Source organism: Rhodococcus sp. P3_B8, from assembly GCF_056402775.1.
In genome coordinates this window covers 1-18,968 of record NZ_JBFUGT010000120.1, presented here as the reverse complement: position 1 = coordinate 18,968, position 18,968 = coordinate 1, and the positions used below count along the sequence as shown (strand labels likewise).

Below are 18,968 nucleotides of genomic sequence, written 5' to 3'. Positions count from 1 at the left end.
CCGAGCGCAGCCGAGCCGATGAGTACACCGATGCCGCCGAGTGACGCCATGAATCCGAAGTAGGCACCCAGTCTCCGCTCGGCGGCCAGACGGGGCACCAAATCGCGCGCCTGCGGCATCGCGATCATCTGCCCGAGCGCGAGCAGCAGCACGAACACCGCCACGGGGATCAGACCGATGACACCGCTCAGTCGAAGCGGAGCTGTTGCCGGGAGGACGAGGAACGACCCCGCCATCACTGCGAACCCGATCGGCAGGACGACGCGAGGGGAACGGTTCTGAACCCTGCGGGTGATCGGCAACTGCGCCGTCACGACGAAGGTCGCCGAAAGTGCGAAGAACCAGCCCAGCACCGTTTGCGATCCCCACATCCGTTCGACTTCGAGAGGGAGCAGGAGGTACAGCTGGTTGTAGGCGACCAGTTGGGTGCTCATGGCGATCGCGAACAGCACGAACAGTTTGTTGTGCACTACGTCTGTCCATCCCCCGTGCCATGGTTCGTCGTGGTGCTCACCCGGTTCGTTCGGAAGCCATTTCAGGTGCGCGGCGATGATGACGACGAAGATGACCGCAGCGACGAGACAGGCGATGCGGAAATCGGCCAGAAGCAACACCGATCCGACCAGTGGTCCGGTGAAAGAGCCGATTTGATTGCATACCGAGAGAAGGGCGAATGTCTCCACCCGGCGCGGACCACCGTGACGCTCGCTCGTGCCGGCCTCGATGGCGACCGCGGACTCGACTGCGGGAGAGAACAATGCGGCCGCAAATCCGACCAGAACCGTCGCCAGCAGCACTCCGGTCAGGGAATCACAGACCGCCAAGCCGAGAAATCCCAGGACGCGCAGTCCGCAGCCGACGAGGACGACGGGCTTGATACCGAACCTGTCGGCGAGGGTGCCGCCGACGAAGAACAGTCCCTGCTGTGAGAATGTGCGAACGCCGAGTACGACGCCGACCAGTGCCGCACCGAGACTCAGGTCGCTGGTCAGGTGCACCGACAAGTAGGGCAAGACCATGAAGAAGCCGACGTTGAACGTCAACTGGGTGAGGACGAGCAGCCTGACGGTGGGCGTCGCTCGATGGAGGTCGTCGAAGAACGACCACCGCCAGCGCGTCCGCCGTCCATCAGCACCCGCGGTCACGTCACCGCGATCGTCGACCCGCAGCACAACACCCCAGGGCCTCAGTGCGTGGGAACGGGAATCGGCCCCGGCTCGAACAGGATGGACAGTCGCCCTTTCGCCTGGTCGATGAGAACCTCAGCCCGGACGTTGTACACCTGGGCGATCAACTCGGCGGTCAACACCTCGGCGGGCGTTCCCCCGGCGACGACCCGCCCCTCCTTCAACACGATCACCGTGTCACAGAACATGGCGGCGAGGTTGAGGTCGTGCAGGGCGATCACACTGGTGACCGGCAGCCGGGTGACGAGTGCCAGCAACTCCAGTTGATGGTGAATGTCGAGGTGATTGGTCGGCTCGTCCAGCAGCAGTTCCCGTGGTTCCTGCGCCAGCGCACGGGCGATCTGCACCCGCTGCTTCTCCCCGCCCGACAGCCTGTGCCACAGCCGGTCCGCCTTCGACGTGAGGCCGGTGTGTGCGAGCGCGGCCGCCACCGCGGCATCGTCGGCGGTCGGGTTGCCGCCGAAGGTTCCGCGGTGCGGGATACGTCCGAGTCGCACGACGTCGCGGACCGTGATGTCGACGTCGGTGTCGGCGTGCTGGCTCACCACCGCCACGGCGCGCGCAATCTCCTTGCGCCGCACGGCGGCGAGGTCGTCCCCGTCGAGGGTCACGACACCGGCGGTGGGGCGGACGACACCGTTCAGCAGGCGCAGGAGTGAGGACTTCCCGGAGCCGTTCGGCCCGAGCAGTCCCACGGTCTCACCCTGTTCGGGTGTCACCGTGACACCGTCGACGACCAGTGCGCCGCCACGGTTCCAGGTGACGCTGTCTGCACGCAGGGTCACTGTGTTCTCCTTCGACGGGACAGGATGACGATGAACGCGGGAACACCGACCAGGGCGGTGCCGACACCCACCGGCAACGGGGTGGGCGCGAACGCGACGCGGGAGACGGCGTCCACCCACACCATGAAGACGGCGCCCATCAGCGCCGTCGCGGGGATCAGCCTGCTGTGCCGGGGCCCCACCAGGAACCGCGCCGCATGCGGGAGTACCAGCCCCACGAACCCGATCGCGCCGGCGACGCTGACCAGGGTCGCAGTGATGATCGCCGTGACCACCAGCAGTAGGAGACGGACCTTCGCGACGGAGATGCCGAGGGAGGCCGCCACATCGTCACCGAAGGAGAAGGCGTCGAGGACGTACGCAAAGTGCAGACACACCGCCGTCCCGCAGAACACGACTACCGCGCACAGCGTGACGTCGTCCCAGCGGACGCCCTCGAGTGATCCGAGCAGCCAGAACATCACGCCTCGGGTTTCGTCGGAGTCGGCGAACGCGAAGATGAAGAAGGACGTGAGCGCGGAGAACAGTTGGGTACTCGCGACTCCTGCAAGGATGATGCGGTCGTTGTTGCCACCGGACAGGCGGGCAAGGAGCAGCACCAGGCCGAACGCGACCAGGGACCCGATGAATGCGCCGCCGGACAATCCGAGCGCCGCCCCACCAACCCCGAGCACACCCACGATCACGGCACCGGTCGACGCACCCGACGAGATTCCCAGCACGAACGGGTCCGCGAGCGGGTTCCGCAGCAGCGACTGCATGATCACACCGCACAGACCGAGACCGGCGCCACAGGCGGCGGCCACCAATGCGCGGGGTAGACGTTCCTCCCACACGATCGCGTTCTTCGACAGCCGCACCGGGATGTCCGCGAGACCGAGGTGGTTGAGCAGGACGTCGCGGGCGTTGACCAGTGAAACGTCCGCCGGGCCCAAGGTGACGGCGACGAGGATCGACAGTGCGAGCGCGAGGATCCCGCCGCCCACGATCAGTGACCCGACGACCCACTGTCGCCGCCGAACCGGTTCGGCAGCAGCGGTATCGGCGCGGCCGAGAGTGGTGGTCAGGACGGGACCTTCAGGTCGCGAAGGCCCGCGGCGACCTTCTCGAGGCCGTCCACGGCACGAATGGACGGGTTCATCTCCGCGCCGTGCAGTGCGATGTACCGCCGGTTGCGCACCGCGTCGAGATTCCGGGTCACGGGATCGGATTCGAGGAAGGCAATCTTGTCCGCCAGTAGGTCTCCGGGGAAGCGGTTCCGCAGGAGGTCACCGAGGACGAGGACCTCCGGGTTGCGTTCCACGACCGTTTCCCAACCGACGGCAGGCCAATCGTCGGTCAGATCCGAGAACACGTTGGTGGCCCCGACCGTGGTGGCGAGCAGGCTCGCCGAGCCCAGACCACCCGCGACGTAGGGGCTCTTGGTGTCGGCGAACCAGAACGCCATCGACACGTTCGACTTCTCGAGGCCGGCGAGCGCAGCGGCCTCGCGGCCCTGCAGTTCGCCGACCAGTTTCGTGCCCCGCTCATTCACGTCGAACACGGCCGCGATCTCACGGATTTCCTGATAGAGCGCGTCCATCGTCAGAGGTGTGGTGCGCTTGCCGCCGCCGTTGATGCTCACCCCGTTCTCGCAGTCGGTGGGCGAGAGGTACGACGCGACTCCGGTCTCCTCGAACCGGGCGCGCTCCGCTACACCACCCTGCTTGAAGTGCCGGCCGAACGACGCGGTCACGAAGTCCGGATCGGCGTCGAGGACGACCTCGTACGTCGGTGCGTTGTCCGCCAGCCTGGGGACCGATGCGTTGGCTCCGGCGAGATTCTCGCGAACCGGATCCGTCCACGACGCGGTGCCCACCATTCGGTCGGCGAGGCCGAGCGACAGCATGATCTCGGTCGAGCCCTGGTCCAGCGACACCACTCGCTGCGGCGGCGCGTCGACGGTGACCGTCTCGCCGCAGTTGTCGAGGACGAGCGGATAATTCGTACTGCCTTCCCCGGTCGCAGCGGCGCCGGTGTCGTCGACCGCCTCGGATTGTCCACACGCGACCAGCGCACTCGCCAGTACTGCGGTGACGGCCACGAGACCGGTTCGGCCCACGGAAATCTTCACGCTCGTCATAACTTTCTGCTCGTCCAGGATCAATACTCCACGCGAGCGTCGATCGCGGGTGTCGATCGAAACGACAGCGATCAGCAGGTGCGCACGAGGAAGAACGTGAAAGATATCATGTAACCCTAACCTAAGTACCATCAAGGTTCGTCTGGAGGGGAAGCGATAGCGTCCGCGATCGAGCTGTCACTGACAGCCACTGTTGACCTGCAGCTTCTCGATGGCGTGGCTGCGCGGATGCTCGAGTCGCAAGCTCCGCTTGCGCCGGGACGGCGGTGATCCCCTGCCCCGCCGCCATATTCGCCAACCCCCTCCGAGTCGCCTCGAGCGCCGCACGAGAACGACGCACCGACTCCGACGGCGACAGTCACTCGAAGGCGCCCCCCGCCGTATCAGCGACTGCAGTGGTGGGCACGCAGTCGACCACCACCGGCACGGCCCACTCAGCCCTGCATCGTTGATCTCATTGTTGTGAATGACCACGGATTCGGTACCGTTCGGTGTCGACCCGCGACCGCGTGTCATTCGGTCGGCTCTGCACATCCGAACTGAGGGAGGTTCCCGTGGCTGGTGGTCTCGTGGCCCTATTGGACGACGTCGCGGCACTCGCGAAAGCGGCTGCGGCATCCATCGACGACATCGGAGCCGCGGCAGGCAAGGCCAGCGTCAAGGCAGCGGGCGTGGTCGTCGACGACACAGCCGTCACCCCCCGCTACGTACACGGGTTCTCCCCTAATCGCGAACTGCCCATCATCCGCAAGATCGCGATCGGGTCGATCCGCAACAAACTCCTGATCATCTTGCCGGTCGCGATGATCCTGAGCGAGTTCCTGCCCCAGGCACTGCCGTACCTGCTGATCGCCGGTGGTCTGTTCCTGTGCTTCGAGGGAGCCGAGAAGGTCTACGAGGCACTCACCGGCGGTCACCACGAGGACGAGGGCGCGACCGAAGGGCAGAGCGGACCCGAACTCGAGAAAACAATGGTCAGCAGCGCGATCCGCACCGACCTGATCCTGTCCGCCGAGATCATGGTGATCTCGCTGTCGTCGGTCGAGGACGAACCGTTCCTCACTCGGCTGTTGGTGCTCCTCGTCGTCGCCATCCTCATCACCGTCCTGGTGTACGGCGTGGTCGCGCTGATCGTGAAGATGGACGACGTGGGCCTGGTGCTTGCCCAACGCGAGTCCTCGTTCAGTCAGTGGATCGGTCGAGGGCTCGTCGCAGCGATGCCGAAGGTGATGGCGGTGCTCACCGTGGTCGGGATCGCCGCGATGCTGTGGGTCGGCGGCCACATTTTTCTGGTCAACGTCGGCGAGGCAGGATTCCACTGGCCGGCCGATCGCCTCCACGATCTCGAACACTGGTTCGGCGATCTCGTGCACGGCGGCTTCGCCGGTGCTCTGTCCTGGACTGCCGGGACCGTGGTGTCCGCACTCGTCGGGCTCGTCATCGGCGCGATCGTCGTCCTGATCGTGCACCTGATCCCGAAGCGGAAGAAAAGCGACTCCGCGCACTGACGCGTACCGATCCGATCACTTCGGACGACGACCCGAACGTCAATCGGCGACCAGTTGCGCCCGCTCGGAGGACCGCCCGATGCCTTGTTCTCGCTGCCGTCCGATGACATACCGGCCAGGGGCGATGCCGGTGGCTCCGTGCTCAGGGTGGATGAGGTACGCAGTCACCCGGGTGTCGAGGATACCGAGCGCAAGACCCCTGGGGTCGTTCACCGGCGTCGACCACGTGCAGCCACCTTGCTCGGCGACCAGGCTGTGCGGGTTCCCACCCGCAGCGCTGCGCAGCAACTCCACTCCTGAGAGCGGTACGTTCTCCGTCCGCGTCCACGCGGTGGACGTGACGATGCCGGCGACAAGCGAATACGGGATCACGATGAGATCACCTTGGGCCTGCAGGCCGTCGACGACAGGTATGGAAACTTCCTGGTCAAGATAGTCGAACACATCGAGGCCGGTGAGGGCAGTGAGACAAGGTCATGGTTGCATTCATGCGAGTCACCTTCGAGTTCAGGGATTCAGGTTTCGGTCTTGTTCAGGTGCGACGAACGAGACGGGCGTAGTCGGCGCCGCCGAGGCCGTAGGTCCAGCCTGCGGCGTCCAGTGCTGATGAGATCCATCTGGGCACGTGAAGCCCGTATTGCCGCCGATGCCCGTCGCGTTCGGAAGAACCGTTGACCGCGAGCAGGATACGGCCACTGCGACCCCACCCGTCCGGTGTCGCGTAGAGCCGCAGGGTGCGACCGGCATTGCCTGGATCGTCGGCTTGGTCGACCAGCGCCAGTCCGGCCGCCTCGATGTAGTTGTCCCACCCGATGCGCTCAATCGCGCATCGGCGGATCTCGACGTTGCGTTCACGTGCGATACGTTCTGCAGTCGGGTCGCGGACGACCCAGTCCGGGACTATTGTCCCGTGCTGAACGAATACTGCTCGGCCGTCTTGGAATTCGAGTGCTGGATCATCCGAGTGGTGCAGCCGGTGTTCGTTGTGCACACGGCCCGGTATGGGCTCGGTATGAAGAGTGGTGGGTCGTTCTGCCATGACACATATGTCGCCGAAGGCCCACCACCATCCGGTTGCGCCGGTCAGCGCAATGATGGCGTCGAGCAGCGTGTTGTCATTGGGGTGGAACTGAGCGAGGCCGAGCCGGCGGTACGTGTCGTAGTAGGCGACCCGGTGGGCTTCTTGTTGCCCGTACCAAGTGACACCGAGGACAGCAGGGGTCAGAAGTGTCCGTATCGCAGCGGCGACCCCGTCGAAGAGTGTGGTGTGCAGCGAATCCCAGACGGTCGCTCGGATGATCCGATCGGGGCTGATGCCGACGCGGGCAGCCTCCTCAGGAGGCTTCACCCGTGCGGTCTCGACAGTCCGGCGCTCGTTCGGCCAGTCGGATCTCCTCCGCTCGATTCGTGCGTCAATGCGACTGCGTGATTCCGAAAGCATGGTTGCGATCCGGGCGGAAGCGCAGTGGATTCCGTTGCCATCGAACGACATCGGTGGTGACAAACCTTCGGCGACGATCAGGTCCGATCCGGCGACGGGAGACGGAACCCACACGAACTCCGGCCTCCGTAATCCGGACTGCCGATACACTTGCGCGACAGCCGATTCTGCAGTGGTTCGATCGGAGGGGTGTGCGCACAGCCCGTGTGTCAGCCATGCATCACGCACGGCCTCAACGGCCAGAACGTAGTCGGAGGAGACATCAGTGTTCTCGGTGAATTTCGCTCGGGGTCTAGCCACCGAGCGAAACGGTGCGGCGCTCACGCGACGGTGGCGGTGTCCGCCTTTCCAGTAGTCATAGTTCTAGAGCGTGGCACGAGGACGCGGCGAGCGCAAGGCCCCGCGTTGACTCATCCAAAATGCCCGCGTAAGCCCCTTCGTTGCCTCACGTGAGAACGCCCGCGTAGCGGCGTGTCGATCACGTCGGTGTGGTGGTCGAGGGTAGGGCCGGAGGATGGGACTGACCATGGCTGAACGCAGAGCCGTCACCACGGCGATCGCGACCCGCTACAAGCGCGCCGACAAGCCGGGCAAAGCGAAGATCCTAGACGAACTGTGCGCCACGACCGGCTGGCATCGCGACCACGCCCGCAAGGCATTGCGGGCAGCGTTGATYCCGAAGGTRRTCCGTCCCCGAACCGGGCGCCCACCGACGTACGGGCCGAACGTTGTTGCRGCGTTGATCTTCTGCTGGGCGGTGCTGGGRATGCCTGCCGGGAAGCGGCTKGCGCCGGCACTGSCYGACCTCGTGCCCATTCTGCGTGCGTTCGGTGAACTCGACATCGACGACGCYACCGCACTGTTGCTGGTCGGCATGTCTGCAGCCACCATCGACCGACGGCTGGCGCCCGAACGCAAGAACCATGAACTCAAGGGCCGATCACATACCAAGCCCGGTTCCCTGCTCAAGTCCCAGATCCCGATCCGYACCTGGGCGCAGTGGGATGATGCGGCGCCGGGGTTCGTCGAGATCGACCTGGTCGGSCACGAGGGCGGCAACGCSGTCGGTGAGCACGCYTACACRCTSACGGTCACCGACATCGCCACCGGTTGGACCGAGAACCGCAGTGTGCGCAACAAGGCCCGCAAATGGGTCATCGCCGCACTCGACGAGATCGCYGCCATCATGCCGTTCCCACTCCTCGGCGTCGACTCCGACAACGGCAGCGAGTTCATCAACCACCACCTGCTCGACTGGTGCRACARACARCAGATCACCTTCACCCGCTCGCGTCCCGGMAACTCCAACGACGGGGCACACGTCGAGCAGAAGAACTGGGCCGTAGTACGCACMATCGTCGGCTATCTCCGCTATGACACCTCTGCAGAGTTGTTGCTGCTCAATCAGATCTGGGTTCTGCARTCGCAGCTAACGAACTACTTCTACCCRCAGCAGAARTTGGTGTCGAAAGAACGTGACGGCGCGAAGGTGACCAAGAAGTACGAYATCGCCACCACTCCGCATCGGCGTGCAGACCAGCACGAGGCCGTCACCGGAGARGACAAGGCCATCCTCGCCGACACGTACTCCACCATCAACCCCGCCGCCGTCCAGCGTCAGATCCAGGCATTGACCACCGAGCTCATCGCCCTCGCCACCGCCAAGAACACACCCACGAGGAGAGCCCCTCTCACGCGGGCACTTCTCGATGAGTCAACGAATCAGACTTCGCGGGCATCTTGACATGAGGCAACAGGGGCCCGCGATTGGCGCACACCGCCCGCCGCCGGCATCACGGCGGCACGAGACCGACCATCTCGCCGTCGGGTGATTCCTGATCACCGGGCCGCGATGGTCGGTCTGCGTGAACCCCTCCTCAGGGAACATTCCAGGTACCCGCGCCGGGCAGTGCGGTGAGGACACCCACACGGTCGGACAGGCCGTTGACGGTCAGGACGGCGACCACCGTTCCCGACCCCGTGAGCACGGGACCCGTGAACCGCGACGGGCTCACCGCACCGGCGCCCCCGGTCGTCAGATTGCGCCAATGCACGATGCAGACGCAGTATTCGGCAAATTCGGTGATACCCGGTGCCTCCGGGTCCGTACGCACCGTCACCTGTGAGTAGACGGGGCTGAGAAAACCGGTGGGCAAGTTGGTGATCCCGATAACCGGGACCGGTAGGACGGTGTCCGTGGGTGCCGCGGTCGCGACCGGTGCGACACCCAGGAACAGGACACCCAGTCCGACCAGAACAACAGCGATCGAACTTCTGCGTCTGGGTAGGACGTTCGAGGTACGGCCTTGCATCGTAGCTACCTCCTGTGGGGACCAATTCGGTTCGCTCGGACACGACCGGCGACGTGCCGCGGGGTCAACGATGCCGTCGCCGGGCCGTCGTCATTCGTTACGGAGGTGTGGAAACGGCGGGAGCAGAGGGGCCTTTGCCCAACTGCAAAGACAAATTGAACCAGTAGGCACGCAGCCGTTACGCAGAACACACACTGAGCGATACGCGGTACATGGTCGGGAGGACCAGGAGTTCCAAATGAGGATGGCACGTGCCACAACAGTAGTCGGCGTTACAACTCTGTTGATGTTCCTAATCGCTGGTACAGCAAGCGCATCACTGCCGAGTCCCGACCCTGTGTGGTACTCATGGTTCCCGACCAGGGAAATGGGCGATATGTTCAGTCAAGTGGTGTGGATTCTCACCGGCTGGATGACCGGCTACAGGTATTTCTAAGATCGACGACTTGCCTGACCTGCCGCTAGGCATCGACGTGACATTTCCAATCATCAGTGGTGCCTATTCTATTTACTTGATGCAAAACAACTTCGAGGTGTTGCACGACAACCACTCCATGCGAGTGTCGTTCGCATGGCACTCTGGCTAATGCGCAACCGCACCCCTCAGGGTCGACAACTCTTTCTCTCACGACCGGACGCTGGAATGGGAACCGAACCTGGCTACTGGCAGCCCTGCATGTTCTTTTGATTGCGCATTCCTGGCGCGGTGGCCGTGCCGCACGAACGCGATCGGGTATTGCCGACCGATGACCGTCTATTAGGGATCGCTCTATGCTGGCATGGTGTTCTTTATATTCGGTTACGGCACCAAGCGGCAACACCGTGGCCCGGGACAGAGCCGAACGTGCCCACGCTGCCACAACACCACACAGTGGGCACGGATGCGGGAATTCAAGCAGTTCACGTTGTTCTTCGTTCCGGTCGCACGCTGGAAGCGGCGGCAGTTAGAGGAATGTGGCATCTGCGGCACCGCCGTCGCAGTCTGAGCACGTTCAGTCCGGCGACGCGGCCACTGACTGAGCGTGCGTTGGTGTCTTTGCCCGGCTCGCCGACGACCTCCTCACCGAATTCTCCAGCATGCGACTACTGCCCCAACGCAGCCTCGTCTACATGCGCACCCTCGCCAGCGAACACCCCGACCCAATTGCGCAGCACCCTGCTGCGCTCGACCCGCCTACAGCGAACGCGACCCTCGACGATGCCCTCATCGGTCGGCTCGCCCACTTCCTCAGCGATTTCGGCGCTCCCTTTTCCTCTGTCGGACGCCAGCACGAGTTCTCCGTCGGCAACTCCGACTTCTACCTCGAGGTCGGTCGCGGTCGGTCTCTCGTGTCCTTCGCCGGCAGGTCGGCCGCGGTATATAGCGCCATCAGGATCCGTTGATCACCAGGTCCAAGAGCCAGACCAGCCAGGGTATGCCACCCTCAATTGGCAACTCCCACATCGTTCCCTCCCCAGTGTGTCGGTGCGGTACGACCGCCATTGTGCCCGAAACGGTGTCGGTGCACCGGCAAACCTGACCACCGACACTCCCATGACCACCGAGCTCCGAGGCGTGACGCCCGTCGACTGCAACTACCGGTCCCGGTCCATCACGATCAGTGATCGTGCCGTCGTCAGTTGACTGCGATGTCGTACGCCGAGGCGCCGACGACGTTGCGGGGAGGATCGAAGAGCGTGGTGACGTTGTGGACGCTGGATGTCGCGGCCACGCTGTTGCGGTCCGTGAACAGTGGCAACGCGACGGCGTTGTCGAGGATGAAGCGTGTCACCTGGTCGAACAGACCCCGTCGTGTGGCCTCGTCGGTCGCTTTGGTGGCCTGGACCAGCCACTGGTCGACCTGCGGGTCGGCGAGCTTGGACCCGGCGACGATCGATCCGATGGTGATGCCGTCGATCTGGCCGTACTTCAGGTCCGGTGTGGTGGAGCCGAAGGCACGGTTGAGTTGCAGGGACAGATCGAGTTCGCCGATCTGCCGAGGGAACGCCTCGTAGTCGTTACTGGCGAGCAGGTTGTACACCAGTGCGTTCTCGACGTATTCGAGTTCCACCTCGGCTCCGAGGTTCTGGCGGATCTCCGCCTGCCACGCCTCGAGAACGTCGTCGAGCGGGTAGGTGGGAATCGTGGCCAGGAGCTTGATCTTCAGGCGGGACCCGCCGGCATCGGCGCGGTATCCGTCACCGTCGCGGCCGGTCCAGCCGGCAGCGTCCAGCAGGGAGCCGGCCTCGTCGATGTCGGCGGGGTAGGTGTCGTCGTGTCGGGAATCGAAGTATTTGCTGTCCGGGGAGAGCAGGCTCCACACTCTGCCTTGCGTTGCCTTGGTGACATCCTCGATCAGGGCGGCTTTCTCGACAAGGACAAGACGTCTAACCGCTACCGGCTCGGCAGCGCTGGCTGCCTACGGTCAGATCTCGTACCGCCAGCACCGCATCTATCTATCCTGCGCGGGCCCACCGAACTCATGATCGACGCGCGCATTCCATTCTTCGTGGAACTCGCCCGCGTCACCGCCGACGAGATCGCCGCAGTTCTGCTCTGAGGCGACGTCGCTCAGAGCTGTTCGGACAAGAGTGCACCATTGCGTCCCGAAATCGCTGTGGTCGGAACGCGTCTGCGGCGGCGCCGATTACTCTCCCCGGTGTCTGCCGGGCGTGCGCACTGCCGGAGCCGGGCCCGAATCCGGGACGGAGCGGGGGGAGCTCGGATCGATGGTCAGGTCCTCGGTGTCGGCGAAGATCAGTCGCCCGTCGTCGAGCGCGAGCGCCCAACGATGCGCCGGCGCCCACTCGTGCCCACGGCCGCCGGGGTCGGTCAATGCCGCGAAGTCCTCGACAATCTCACCGATGACGTCGGCCTCGGTGTTCCTGCGGATCAGCACCCGGACGCCGATGTTCAACTCCTGCACACCCACCGGCCGGTGGTCGTTGTTTCGGGCCATGTTGCTGCACCTCTTCGCTCGCCGAACCCTGAGGTTGAGCATATGCACCACCCGGTCCGTACGCGACCCGGCCTGCACGAAGACCATTCGCGCACGGCACGTTGCTGCAGCGACTGCCGTGTCGGAACTGTCGTGCCCCGCCGATGCGGCAGCGGAGTCACAGGTCACCGGTCCCGCGGTCGATAAGCCCTTGTGGAGACGCCTTCGTTGMGGGGACCTCCCACTCGATCTCCGTCCCCGGCCCCAGGTCGCGAAAGGCCGTGTGCCCGCTGAGCCGCTCGGCGCGACTCCGAATGTTCGTCAGTCCGTGTCCGTGCGCAGCACCCGCCGCGATTCCGGTGCCGTTGTCGCTCACGGTCAAGACGAGGCCATCCTCGTCGGCGGTGACCCGGACGCTGCATACGCTCGCCTGTGCGTGGCGGGCCACGTTGCTCAGGACCTCGCGCAGGGCCGCCTGCAGTTCCGGCCCGGCCTCCCCATCGGAATACCGGTCGACCGGTCCCTCCACACAGAAGTCGGGGGTGAAACCGAGCGCTGCGGCGCTGTTTTCGACGATTTCACTCACCGCGGCACTCAGGCTGCCCGCGTCCCCGGACCGCACGGCCGCGGTGGACTGGGTGAGATCGAATATGACGGCACGTAACCCACGCACGATGCTGTCGGTCTCGTCGATCAGTGGGTCGAGTTCGGCAGACAAGCGTGGTTGCCGGAAGCCCAGGGAGGTCAGTGCGAGGCCCAGACCGAACACGCGTTGGAGGATCACATCGTGGAGATCCGCCGCCATCCGGCTCTGTTCGTCATCACGTGCGCTGGCCCGCTCCGCCGCCATGAGTTGTTGGTTCTTGGTCAACAGGCTGGTCCGCATCGTGTCGACCGTGCCCGCGATGATCGCCACCTCCCGGGGCCCGTCGGTGTCGATCTCCCGCACGTAGTCGCCGCCGGCCACCGCGCTGATGTCGGCGAGGAGATGATCGATCGGCCGTGTCAGCAGCCGCCGCGTCAAATACACCGCGGTCACGACCATGACCACGGCGAGAACGCACGCGACGACGGTCGTGATGTTCGCCAGGGCCTGCGCCGAGTGGACTCGTTCGACCTGCTCGGTGACCAGGATGTCGGTGCGGGCACTCAATGCCGCGATCCGTGCGCGCAGGTCGTCGAACAACTCCTTGCCCGTCCCGGTCGTCGCCTGGATCCGATCCGGTTCGCTCGCGGAGTCGCGGCGAGCGGAGATCTCCGGCTCCGCTGCCCGTATCCGCCACGTCTCGGCCGCCTCGACCGTCGTCTGCAGCGCTTCCTGCGCGGCCGCATCCTCGGCGAGCAGCGTGTCCAGGCGGGTGTGCAGTGCAGCCGCGTCACGCCGGCCCGCGTCGTAGGGTTCGAGGAATTGCGGTTCACCGGTCAGGGCGTAGCCGCGTTGTCCCGTTTCCTGGTTCACATACGACGTGGTCAGCTCGGCCACCGCCCGCTGCGCGGGCAGCAGCTGCTCGGACAGGTCGTCTACGGCGGCTCGGACCGCCAATCTCCCGTACACCGCGAAGGCTGCAGACACCGCGAACAGCGTCACCAGGATGCCGATAGCCAGCCACAGCAGCGTCCGCAGCGAGACCCTCGCGGTATTCGCGCTCGAATCCGTCATCGCGTGCCTCTCGGACTCGCAGAACCAGCTGAGCGGCGCCGGTTCGCGCCGACACTCATCGATTCCACACCCGAGTCCACCCTAGGCCCACACCTCGTCGGCAGGCTGGAAACCGGGTCCATCAGCGCTCAGTCACCCGAAACAGACCGAATCCGACCTAGCCACGAGCGCTCCCGGCAGACAGTCGGTCGTTCCTCTCGACTCCGCGGCACGCGATCCGCGGGGTGACGCCCTGTTCACGCAGCCACGCCCGCGGTAGCCACCTGGTCTCCCACAACGCATCCGGCACCACCCAGAGGCACCTCATCTCCCACGCGTCACACAATGCACCAAGCCACTTCATCCACATGAGACTCGCTCGCAGAGGGCCCAATCGAGGGTTGCCCTGCGGTGGCGGTACGCGTCGTCCATCAACCCGAGAAGTTGCTCCTGACTGATTCGGGTTCGAACACCACTGGCGACGTCCGTGATCTGCACACTCTTCTGCGCGATTTCCGTCTGCCCGATGACTGCGATCAGATGGTCTCTGGTTTTCCGGGCTTTCCGAACACGCGCTCCCAGTGACCCGTCATGGTCGACTCGGCTGCGCAGCCCTCGCTGCCGTACTACATCCGCGAACGCGCGCGCCACAGCATCCTGCTCGGCAGTGACCGGCAGAACTGTGACCTGGACTGGAGCCAACCAGAACGGAAGGCGTCCCGAGTAGCGTTCGAGGAGCGCTGCGGTCACTCGCTCCATCGACCCGACAGTCCCTCGATGGATCATCACCGGTCGATGGTCGCCACCGTCGGCGCCGACATAGGTCAGGTCGAATCGCTCCGGCTGGTTGAAGTCGAGCTGCACGGTGGCGATGGTTTCCTCGTGGCCACGTCCGTCGTTGACTTGGAGATCGAGCTTGGGACCATAGAAAGCGGCCTCACCTGGGGCTTCGACCAGGTTCGGCCCATGCTCGTCGAGGACGGACAATCCGGCAGCACGAAGTTGCTCCTGAGCGTGCTCCCATTGCGCTTCGGTTCCGAGCCACGCGGCGGAATTGTCACGCGTCGAAAGCCGGACGTAATCGACGGGTAGTCCCAAGATCTCCTGTGCGCGCAGCGCAGCTCGCAACCCCAGCTCGGCTTCATGCAGCACTTGGTCCGGGCGGCAGAAGACGTGCGTGTCGTCGAGGTTGATCTGTCGGACGCGATTCAAGCCGGACAGAACTCCGGACCGCTCGGCTCGGAACATGGAGGCGAGTTCGTTGAATCGAAGCGGCAGCTCACGATATGAGCGTCTGTCGGAGGCGTAGATCAAGGCGTGGTGAGGACAGTTCGCGGGCCGCAGCATGACCTCGTCATCACCAATGCGCATGGCGGGGAACATGTCTTGGCTGAACTTGCTCAAATGCCCGGACCGCTCGTACAGCGCTCGTTTCCCGAGCACCGGTGAGAACACGCCGAGGCATCCATCGCCCGACGCCAACTCCTTTGCCAGCTTCTGCAGTTCTTCTCGGACAACGGCACCGGTGGGAAGCCACATCGGAAGACCGGATCCGGCAAGCGGATCCGTGGCAAATATGGCCATGTCGTGGTTGAGATCTCGGTGGTCAGTGACCATAAGTCTGCTCCTGTTGTTCGTGCCGGAGCAGCCAGGAAAGCAAGAAGCCCCGGATCTGCTCCGGGGCTTGAAATGCCTGAGGGTTCTCAGTCCATCACGAAGGCGCCGGCAGCGTCCGGCGTCGTCGTGAAATGGAGGTGTCCTCGCATGGTCCAAAAGTGTACAAGGCCGTGAGCACAGTGGCAAAGCGCCGATGCCTGGCCACACCAGGCTCGTTCGCCGCTGCCAAGCACTTCCACTCTTCGATGCCGTGGAGGCCTGCCGCCGAAACAAGGCCGATCAATCGTCACTCCGAGACGACCGATGGGTCGTGGCCGGATCCCGCGCCACTGCCGCCACGCTGGTGATCGGTCGGCCGGCGACCGGGGCGACAGTCGTGGCTACGAGTCGAGATCCATTCGAGCCGAATATCGTTCACGTGATCTGCAGCTACTCGAGGAAACGGCTGCCCGAGCGTGCATGGTCCGGTGTGATCACGCATCTGAAGTGAATCCTTGTCGCCTGCCAGTGGCTGGCACACTCATTCTCACCGGGTGCGGTGGAAACAGGTCCACACGTAATGTCGCCGAGGACCTACCCGTGGAACGTCGGGTTCCGGAATCGCACGGGTTCGGTCCGGCAGGGCACCTGTCGCCGGTGCTCACGGGAGCACTGGCAGCAGTAGCCGCGATGACGAGCGCACTCCGAGGTCACCTGGCCGGTGCGGAGGACTGGAACAGCTCGATCAGATTGCCGGCAGGGTCGGCGAGCAGAATCTGGCGACCACCCGGGCCGCTGACCACATCGCTGCGAAAGGCGACACCGGCGTCGCGTAGTCGGGTGATCTCGGCGTCGAGGTCGCTGACGATGAGGTGGATACGGTTGCCGCCCGGGCCGGTGATGTCGGACGGGGTGGCGCGAGCACCCGAACTGGCCGGGCCGGACAGCAACAATCGCAAGGGGCCACGGATCACGTCGGCGAACGCAGGGGCGGGATTGGTGTGCAAGGTGAAGCCGAGGTGGCTGGTGTAGAAGTCGATCGCTGCGGACACGTCATCGACTAGGTAGCGGACGCCGGCGCATTCGTCGGGTGGGGTCATCGGACACTCCTTTCACAATTCGGTGGTGAGGGTGGGAAGCGGGTACCGGATGCGGGTGTCGATCTCGACGGCGGGAATGACGAGGTGATTCCGCGGTGCTGACATCGTTCCCGACGTCATCGGCTTTCCGCCCAACCGGGGCGGGGGTCGAATCCGCCTATTTCCTCTGCCCGAGCGTACGCCCGCAACGCCTCAGCGGCTTCTTGGCCGAGATCGGACGGGACCGCGACCTCTACGGTGACCAGCAGATCACCGACCGCGTCGCCGCGGCGAGGCACCCCGCGTCCGCGCAGCCGGAACGTTCTCCCCGACTGGGTTCCCGGCGGGATCTTCAGACTGACCCGACCATCGAAGTTTGGTACGGACAGCACGGTACCCAAGGCCAATTCGGCGAACGACACGGGAACGGTGACGGTGAGATCATCGCCGCTGCGGGCGAACACTGGGTCCGGTTCGACGCGCACAGTGACATACAGGTCCCCCGACGGCGCCCCACCGAGACCAGGTTCGCCCTGCGCCAGTAACCGGATGCGTTGCCCGTCGCTCACCCCGGGCGGAACACGGACGGAGATAGTGCGGGTGCGGTCCCCGATCCCGTTGCCCTGGCAATCCGGGCAGGGGGTGTCGACGATCGATCCCGTGCCCCGGCAACCCTCGCAGGGTTCGCTGAACCCGAAGCCGCCCAGATTCCGGTTGCGCGCCCCGACCCCGCGGCAGTGTGGGCACGTTCGTTGCCGGGTTCCCGGCCGTATGCCGGAGCCGTGACAGCTGGTGCACACCATCGGCCCGGTCATCCATAGCGGCAACACCATCCCGGCGACCGCCTCCTGGAACGACAGTCTGGTCTCGGTCTCGACGTCGCTGCCCCGCCTCGGCCGGGCCGATGCAGTTCGGGTTCCTGCGCGCCGGAACAGGTCTCCGAGCACATCGCCGACCCCGCCCAGAGGATCGGCCATGGTGAAGGGTGGACCGCTCCCGAACAGGTCCCCGAATTCGAAGCCGCCCGACCCGGCGCGTGGAGGAAAACCCGTCCCGGTGGACGCTCCGGATCGGAGCAGCCGGCGCACGCGGTCGTAATCCTTGCGTGTGGCGGGGTCCGAGAGCACCGCGTACGCCTCACTGACCGCCTTGAACCGATCCCCCACCTCGGTGTTGTGCGGGTTTGCGTCCGGATGCAGCTCCCGAGCCAATGTGCGGTACGCCTTCTTGATCTCCCCGGCCGACGCCGTCGAAGGGACACCCAGAGCGGCGTAGAAGTCGCGGTCGAGCCATTCCTGCTGCGACACTTGGCATCCTCCTTTCCTCTCCTGGCTGCGACGAGAGCGCCGTGCGCTCCGAGATCGGCGTTGTCAGGCTGGTGTGCGGTGTCTCAGGCACCGTCGACCGGGGCGGTGCCCGTGCCGTTCCCCGGCGAAGCGGGCCCCTCGACCACGGCGACCGTCGCGGTCCGCAGCACCTTGCGGTCACCGAAGGTGTAGCCGCGTCGCAGCACCCTGCCCACGACGGGATCGCCCCCGGCACCTTCGTGCTGGACCGCTTCGTGCAAGGTGGGATCGAAGCGGTCGCCCTCTTCACCGAATGCGGCCACTCCCAGGCCGGTCAGGATCGCATCGAGCTTGGCCGCGATCGCACGCAGGGGTTCGGTTTCGAGGTCGCCGTGCTCGCGGGCTCGATCGAGGTCGCCGTGCTCGCGGGCTCGATCGAGGTCGTCGAGGATCCCGAGAAACTTCGCCGCCACCGACGCCGTCGCGGCCTCGACTGCCGCGTGTCGGTCGCGTTCGATCCGGCGCCGGTAGTTGGTGTACTCGGCCTGCACCCGCTGCAGATCGGCGGTCAACTCCGCCACTCGATCAGGGTGTTCGCGCGCCGCCCGATCGGCCCGGTCACCGGGGTGCATCTCCGCGTCGGACGTGGTCGGCGGGGGTTCCCGTTGTGGGGTCGGGGTGACGGGCTGGCTCGGAGTGTGCTCGCGCACCCGGCCGGTGTCCGGATCGACGCGGCGTTTGTCGGTGATCGAGATCGGTTCCCACGGCGGCTTGTTGCCGTTGCGGCGCTCGCTGCTGCTCATCGGTTGTCCTCCCGTCCGGGTTCGTCCACCACCTCAGCGTCGAAGACCTCCTCGTCCCCACCCGGGGAACCGTTCCCACCGCCGGTGGCGGCCGAGTCCTTCGCCTGCGCGTCGTAGATCGCCTGGCCCAAGGCTTGCGAGTCGGTGGACAGTTTCTCGATGGCCTCTTTGATCGCCGCGACGTCGCTGCCCTTCAACTTCTCCTGGGCATTCGTGATCGACGACTCGACCTTCTCCTTGACGTCGGCGGGCACCTTGTCCTCGTTGTCCTTGATGAACTTCTCGGTCTGGT

20 protein-coding genes are annotated in these 18,968 nt (G+C 65.1%); 5 read left to right on the top strand and 15 right to left on the bottom strand.

Annotation, left to right across the window (positions count from 1 at the left end; all coding sequences use genetic code 11):
• From AC1D1G_RS27270 to AC1D1G_RS27255, 4 genes are all read right to left on the bottom strand, one after another.
• Positions 1-1,145, bottom strand: a 1,145-nt coding sequence (locus AC1D1G_RS27270; protein ID WP_477954443.1) for an MDR family MFS transporter, incomplete at its 3' end; no start/stop codon positions are given.
• Between the two features lie 41 nt (positions 1,146-1,186).
• On the bottom strand, positions 1,187-1,972 hold the full coding sequence (locus AC1D1G_RS27265) for an ABC transporter ATP-binding protein (protein WP_317567381.1): 786 nt from the start codon (positions 1,970-1,972) through the stop codon (positions 1,187-1,189).
• Entirely contained in the window at positions 1,969-2,958 is a 990-nt protein-coding gene (locus AC1D1G_RS27260) for a FecCD family ABC transporter permease (RefSeq protein WP_477954442.1), read from the bottom strand. The genes AC1D1G_RS27265 and AC1D1G_RS27260 overlap by 4 nt, the downstream gene beginning before the upstream one ends.
• A gap of 77 nt (positions 2,959-3,035) precedes the next feature.
• Complete coding sequence (locus AC1D1G_RS27255; RefSeq protein ID WP_477954441.1) at positions 3,036-4,094, bottom strand: ABC transporter substrate-binding protein; 1,059 nt, start codon at positions 4,092-4,094, stop codon at positions 3,036-3,038.
• 554 nt (positions 4,095-4,648) lie between these two features.
• Between AC1D1G_RS27255 and AC1D1G_RS27250 the strand changes: the two genes are divergently transcribed.
• Positions 4,649-5,602 (top strand): DUF808 domain-containing protein, encoded by a 954-nt coding sequence (locus AC1D1G_RS27250; protein ID WP_477954440.1) that lies wholly within the window; start codon positions 4,649-4,651, stop codon positions 5,600-5,602.
• A gap of 39 nt (positions 5,603-5,641) precedes the next feature.
• On the opposite strand, the gene AC1D1G_RS27245 is transcribed toward AC1D1G_RS27250, so the two are convergent.
• On the bottom strand, positions 5,642-6,046 hold the full coding sequence (locus tag AC1D1G_RS27245; protein WP_477954438.1) for a hypothetical protein: 405 nt from the start codon (positions 6,044-6,046) through the stop codon (positions 5,642-5,644).
• An 88-nt stretch (positions 6,047-6,134) separates the two neighbouring features.
• Positions 6,135-7,367 carry a DUF6745 domain-containing protein gene (locus tag AC1D1G_RS27240; protein ID WP_477954436.1) on the bottom strand — a complete coding sequence of 411 codons (1,233 nt, stop codon included), beginning with the start codon at positions 7,365-7,367 and terminating at the stop codon, positions 6,135-6,137.
• A gap of 190 nt (positions 7,368-7,557) precedes the next feature.
• Here AC1D1G_RS27240 and AC1D1G_RS27235 point away from each other — a divergent pair, with 190 nt between their 5' ends.
• Complete coding sequence (locus AC1D1G_RS27235; RefSeq protein WP_477954435.1) at positions 7,558-8,787, top strand: DDE-type integrase/transposase/recombinase; 1,230 nt, start codon at positions 7,558-7,560, stop codon at positions 8,785-8,787.
• A 133-nt stretch (positions 8,788-8,920) separates the two neighbouring features.
• On the opposite strand, the gene AC1D1G_RS27230 is transcribed toward AC1D1G_RS27235, so the two are convergent.
• Entirely contained in the window at positions 8,921-9,355 is a 435-nt protein-coding gene (locus AC1D1G_RS27230; RefSeq protein ID WP_280782282.1) for a hypothetical protein, read from the bottom strand.
• Positions 9,356-10,134: 779 nt separating this feature from the next.
• Here AC1D1G_RS27230 and AC1D1G_RS27225 point away from each other — a divergent pair.
• Both AC1D1G_RS27225 and AC1D1G_RS27220 read left to right on the top strand, forming a co-directional pair.
• Positions 10,135-10,341: a zinc-ribbon domain-containing protein gene (locus AC1D1G_RS27225; protein ID WP_283331702.1), complete on the top strand. Its 207-nt coding sequence runs from the start codon at positions 10,135-10,137 to the stop codon at positions 10,339-10,341.
• A gap of 91 nt (positions 10,342-10,432) precedes the next feature.
• Positions 10,433-10,738 carry a hypothetical protein gene (locus AC1D1G_RS27220; RefSeq protein WP_283331704.1) on the top strand — a complete coding sequence of 102 codons (306 nt, stop codon included), beginning with the start codon at positions 10,433-10,435 and terminating at the stop codon, positions 10,736-10,738.
• A 233-nt stretch (positions 10,739-10,971) separates the two neighbouring features.
• On the opposite strand, the gene AC1D1G_RS27215 is transcribed toward AC1D1G_RS27220, so the two are convergent.
• On the bottom strand, positions 10,972-11,658 hold the full coding sequence (locus AC1D1G_RS27215) for an ABC transporter substrate-binding protein (protein WP_477954433.1): 687 nt from the start codon (positions 11,656-11,658) through the stop codon (positions 10,972-10,974).
• On the opposite strand from AC1D1G_RS27215, the gene AC1D1G_RS27210 reads away from it, so the two are divergent.
• On the top strand, positions 11,611-11,895 hold the full coding sequence (locus AC1D1G_RS27210) for a hypothetical protein (protein ID WP_283331707.1): 285 nt from the start codon (positions 11,611-11,613) through the stop codon (positions 11,893-11,895). The two genes, AC1D1G_RS27215 and AC1D1G_RS27210, sit on opposite strands and share 48 nt — an antisense overlap.
• An 87-nt stretch (positions 11,896-11,982) precedes the next feature.
• Here the strand turns inward: AC1D1G_RS27210 and AC1D1G_RS27205 are convergent, their stop codons facing one another.
• From AC1D1G_RS27205 to AC1D1G_RS27175, 7 genes are all read right to left on the bottom strand, one after another.
• Positions 11,983-12,294 carry a hypothetical protein gene (locus AC1D1G_RS27205; RefSeq protein WP_477954432.1) on the bottom strand — a complete coding sequence of 104 codons (312 nt, stop codon included), beginning with the start codon at positions 12,292-12,294 and terminating at the stop codon, positions 11,983-11,985.
• Positions 12,295-12,451: 157 nt separating this feature from the next.
• The gene (locus tag AC1D1G_RS27200; protein WP_477954431.1) at positions 12,452-13,933 is read right to left on the bottom strand and encodes a sensor histidine kinase; all 1,482 of its coding nucleotides are present in this window, start codon (positions 13,931-13,933) and stop codon (positions 12,452-12,454) included.
• A gap of 339 nt (positions 13,934-14,272) precedes the next feature.
• Positions 14,273-15,529 (bottom strand): threonine--tRNA ligase, encoded by a 1,257-nt coding sequence (thrS, locus tag AC1D1G_RS27195; RefSeq protein WP_477954444.1) that lies wholly within the window; start codon positions 15,527-15,529, stop codon positions 14,273-14,275.
• A 689-nt stretch (positions 15,530-16,218) separates the two neighbouring features.
• The gene (locus AC1D1G_RS27190; RefSeq protein ID WP_477954429.1) at positions 16,219-16,608 is read right to left on the bottom strand and encodes a VOC family protein; all 390 of its coding nucleotides are present in this window, start codon (positions 16,606-16,608) and stop codon (positions 16,219-16,221) included.
• Between the two features lie 116 nt (positions 16,609-16,724).
• Positions 16,725-17,894 (bottom strand): DnaJ C-terminal domain-containing protein, encoded by a 1,170-nt coding sequence (locus tag AC1D1G_RS27185; RefSeq protein ID WP_477954428.1) that lies wholly within the window; start codon positions 17,892-17,894, stop codon positions 16,725-16,727.
• An 83-nt stretch (positions 17,895-17,977) separates the two neighbouring features.
• Entirely contained in the window at positions 17,978-18,676 is a 699-nt protein-coding gene (grpE, locus tag AC1D1G_RS27180) for a nucleotide exchange factor GrpE (RefSeq protein ID WP_477954427.1), read from the bottom strand.
• On the bottom strand, positions 18,673-18,968 hold a 296-nt coding region (locus AC1D1G_RS27175), incomplete at its 5' end, for an Hsp70 family protein (protein WP_477954426.1). The genes AC1D1G_RS27175 and grpE, both read right to left, overlap by 4 nt.

Excerpts from the sequence above, each read along its gene's own strand:
- AC1D1G_RS27255 (WP_477954441.1), bottom strand. The coding sequence starts at position 4,094 with ATGACGAGCGTGAAGATTTCCGTGGGCCGAACCGGTCTCGTGGCCGTC.
- AC1D1G_RS27230 (WP_280782282.1), bottom strand. The coding sequence starts at position 9,355 with ATGCAAGGCCGTACCTCGAACGTCCTACCCAGACGCAGAAGTTCGATC.
- AC1D1G_RS27225 (WP_283331702.1), top strand. The coding sequence starts at position 10,135 with ATGGTGTTCTTTATATTCGGTTACGGCACCAAGCGGCAACACCGTGGC.
- AC1D1G_RS27220 (WP_283331704.1), top strand. The coding sequence starts at position 10,433 with ATGCGACTACTGCCCCAACGCAGCCTCGTCTACATGCGCACCCTCGCC.
- AC1D1G_RS27205 (WP_477954432.1), bottom strand. The coding sequence starts at position 12,294 with ATGGCCCGAAACAACGACCACCGGCCGGTGGGTGTGCAGGAGTTGAAC.
- thrS (WP_477954444.1), bottom strand. The coding sequence starts at position 15,529 with ATGGTCACTGACCACCGAGATCTCAACCACGACATGGCCATATTTGCC.
- AC1D1G_RS27190 (WP_477954429.1), bottom strand. The coding sequence starts at position 16,608 with ATGACCCCACCCGACGAATGCGCCGGCGTCCGCTACCTAGTCGATGAC.
- grpE (WP_477954427.1), bottom strand. The coding sequence starts at position 18,676 with ATGAGCAGCAGCGAGCGCCGCAACGGCAACAAGCCGCCGTGGGAACCG.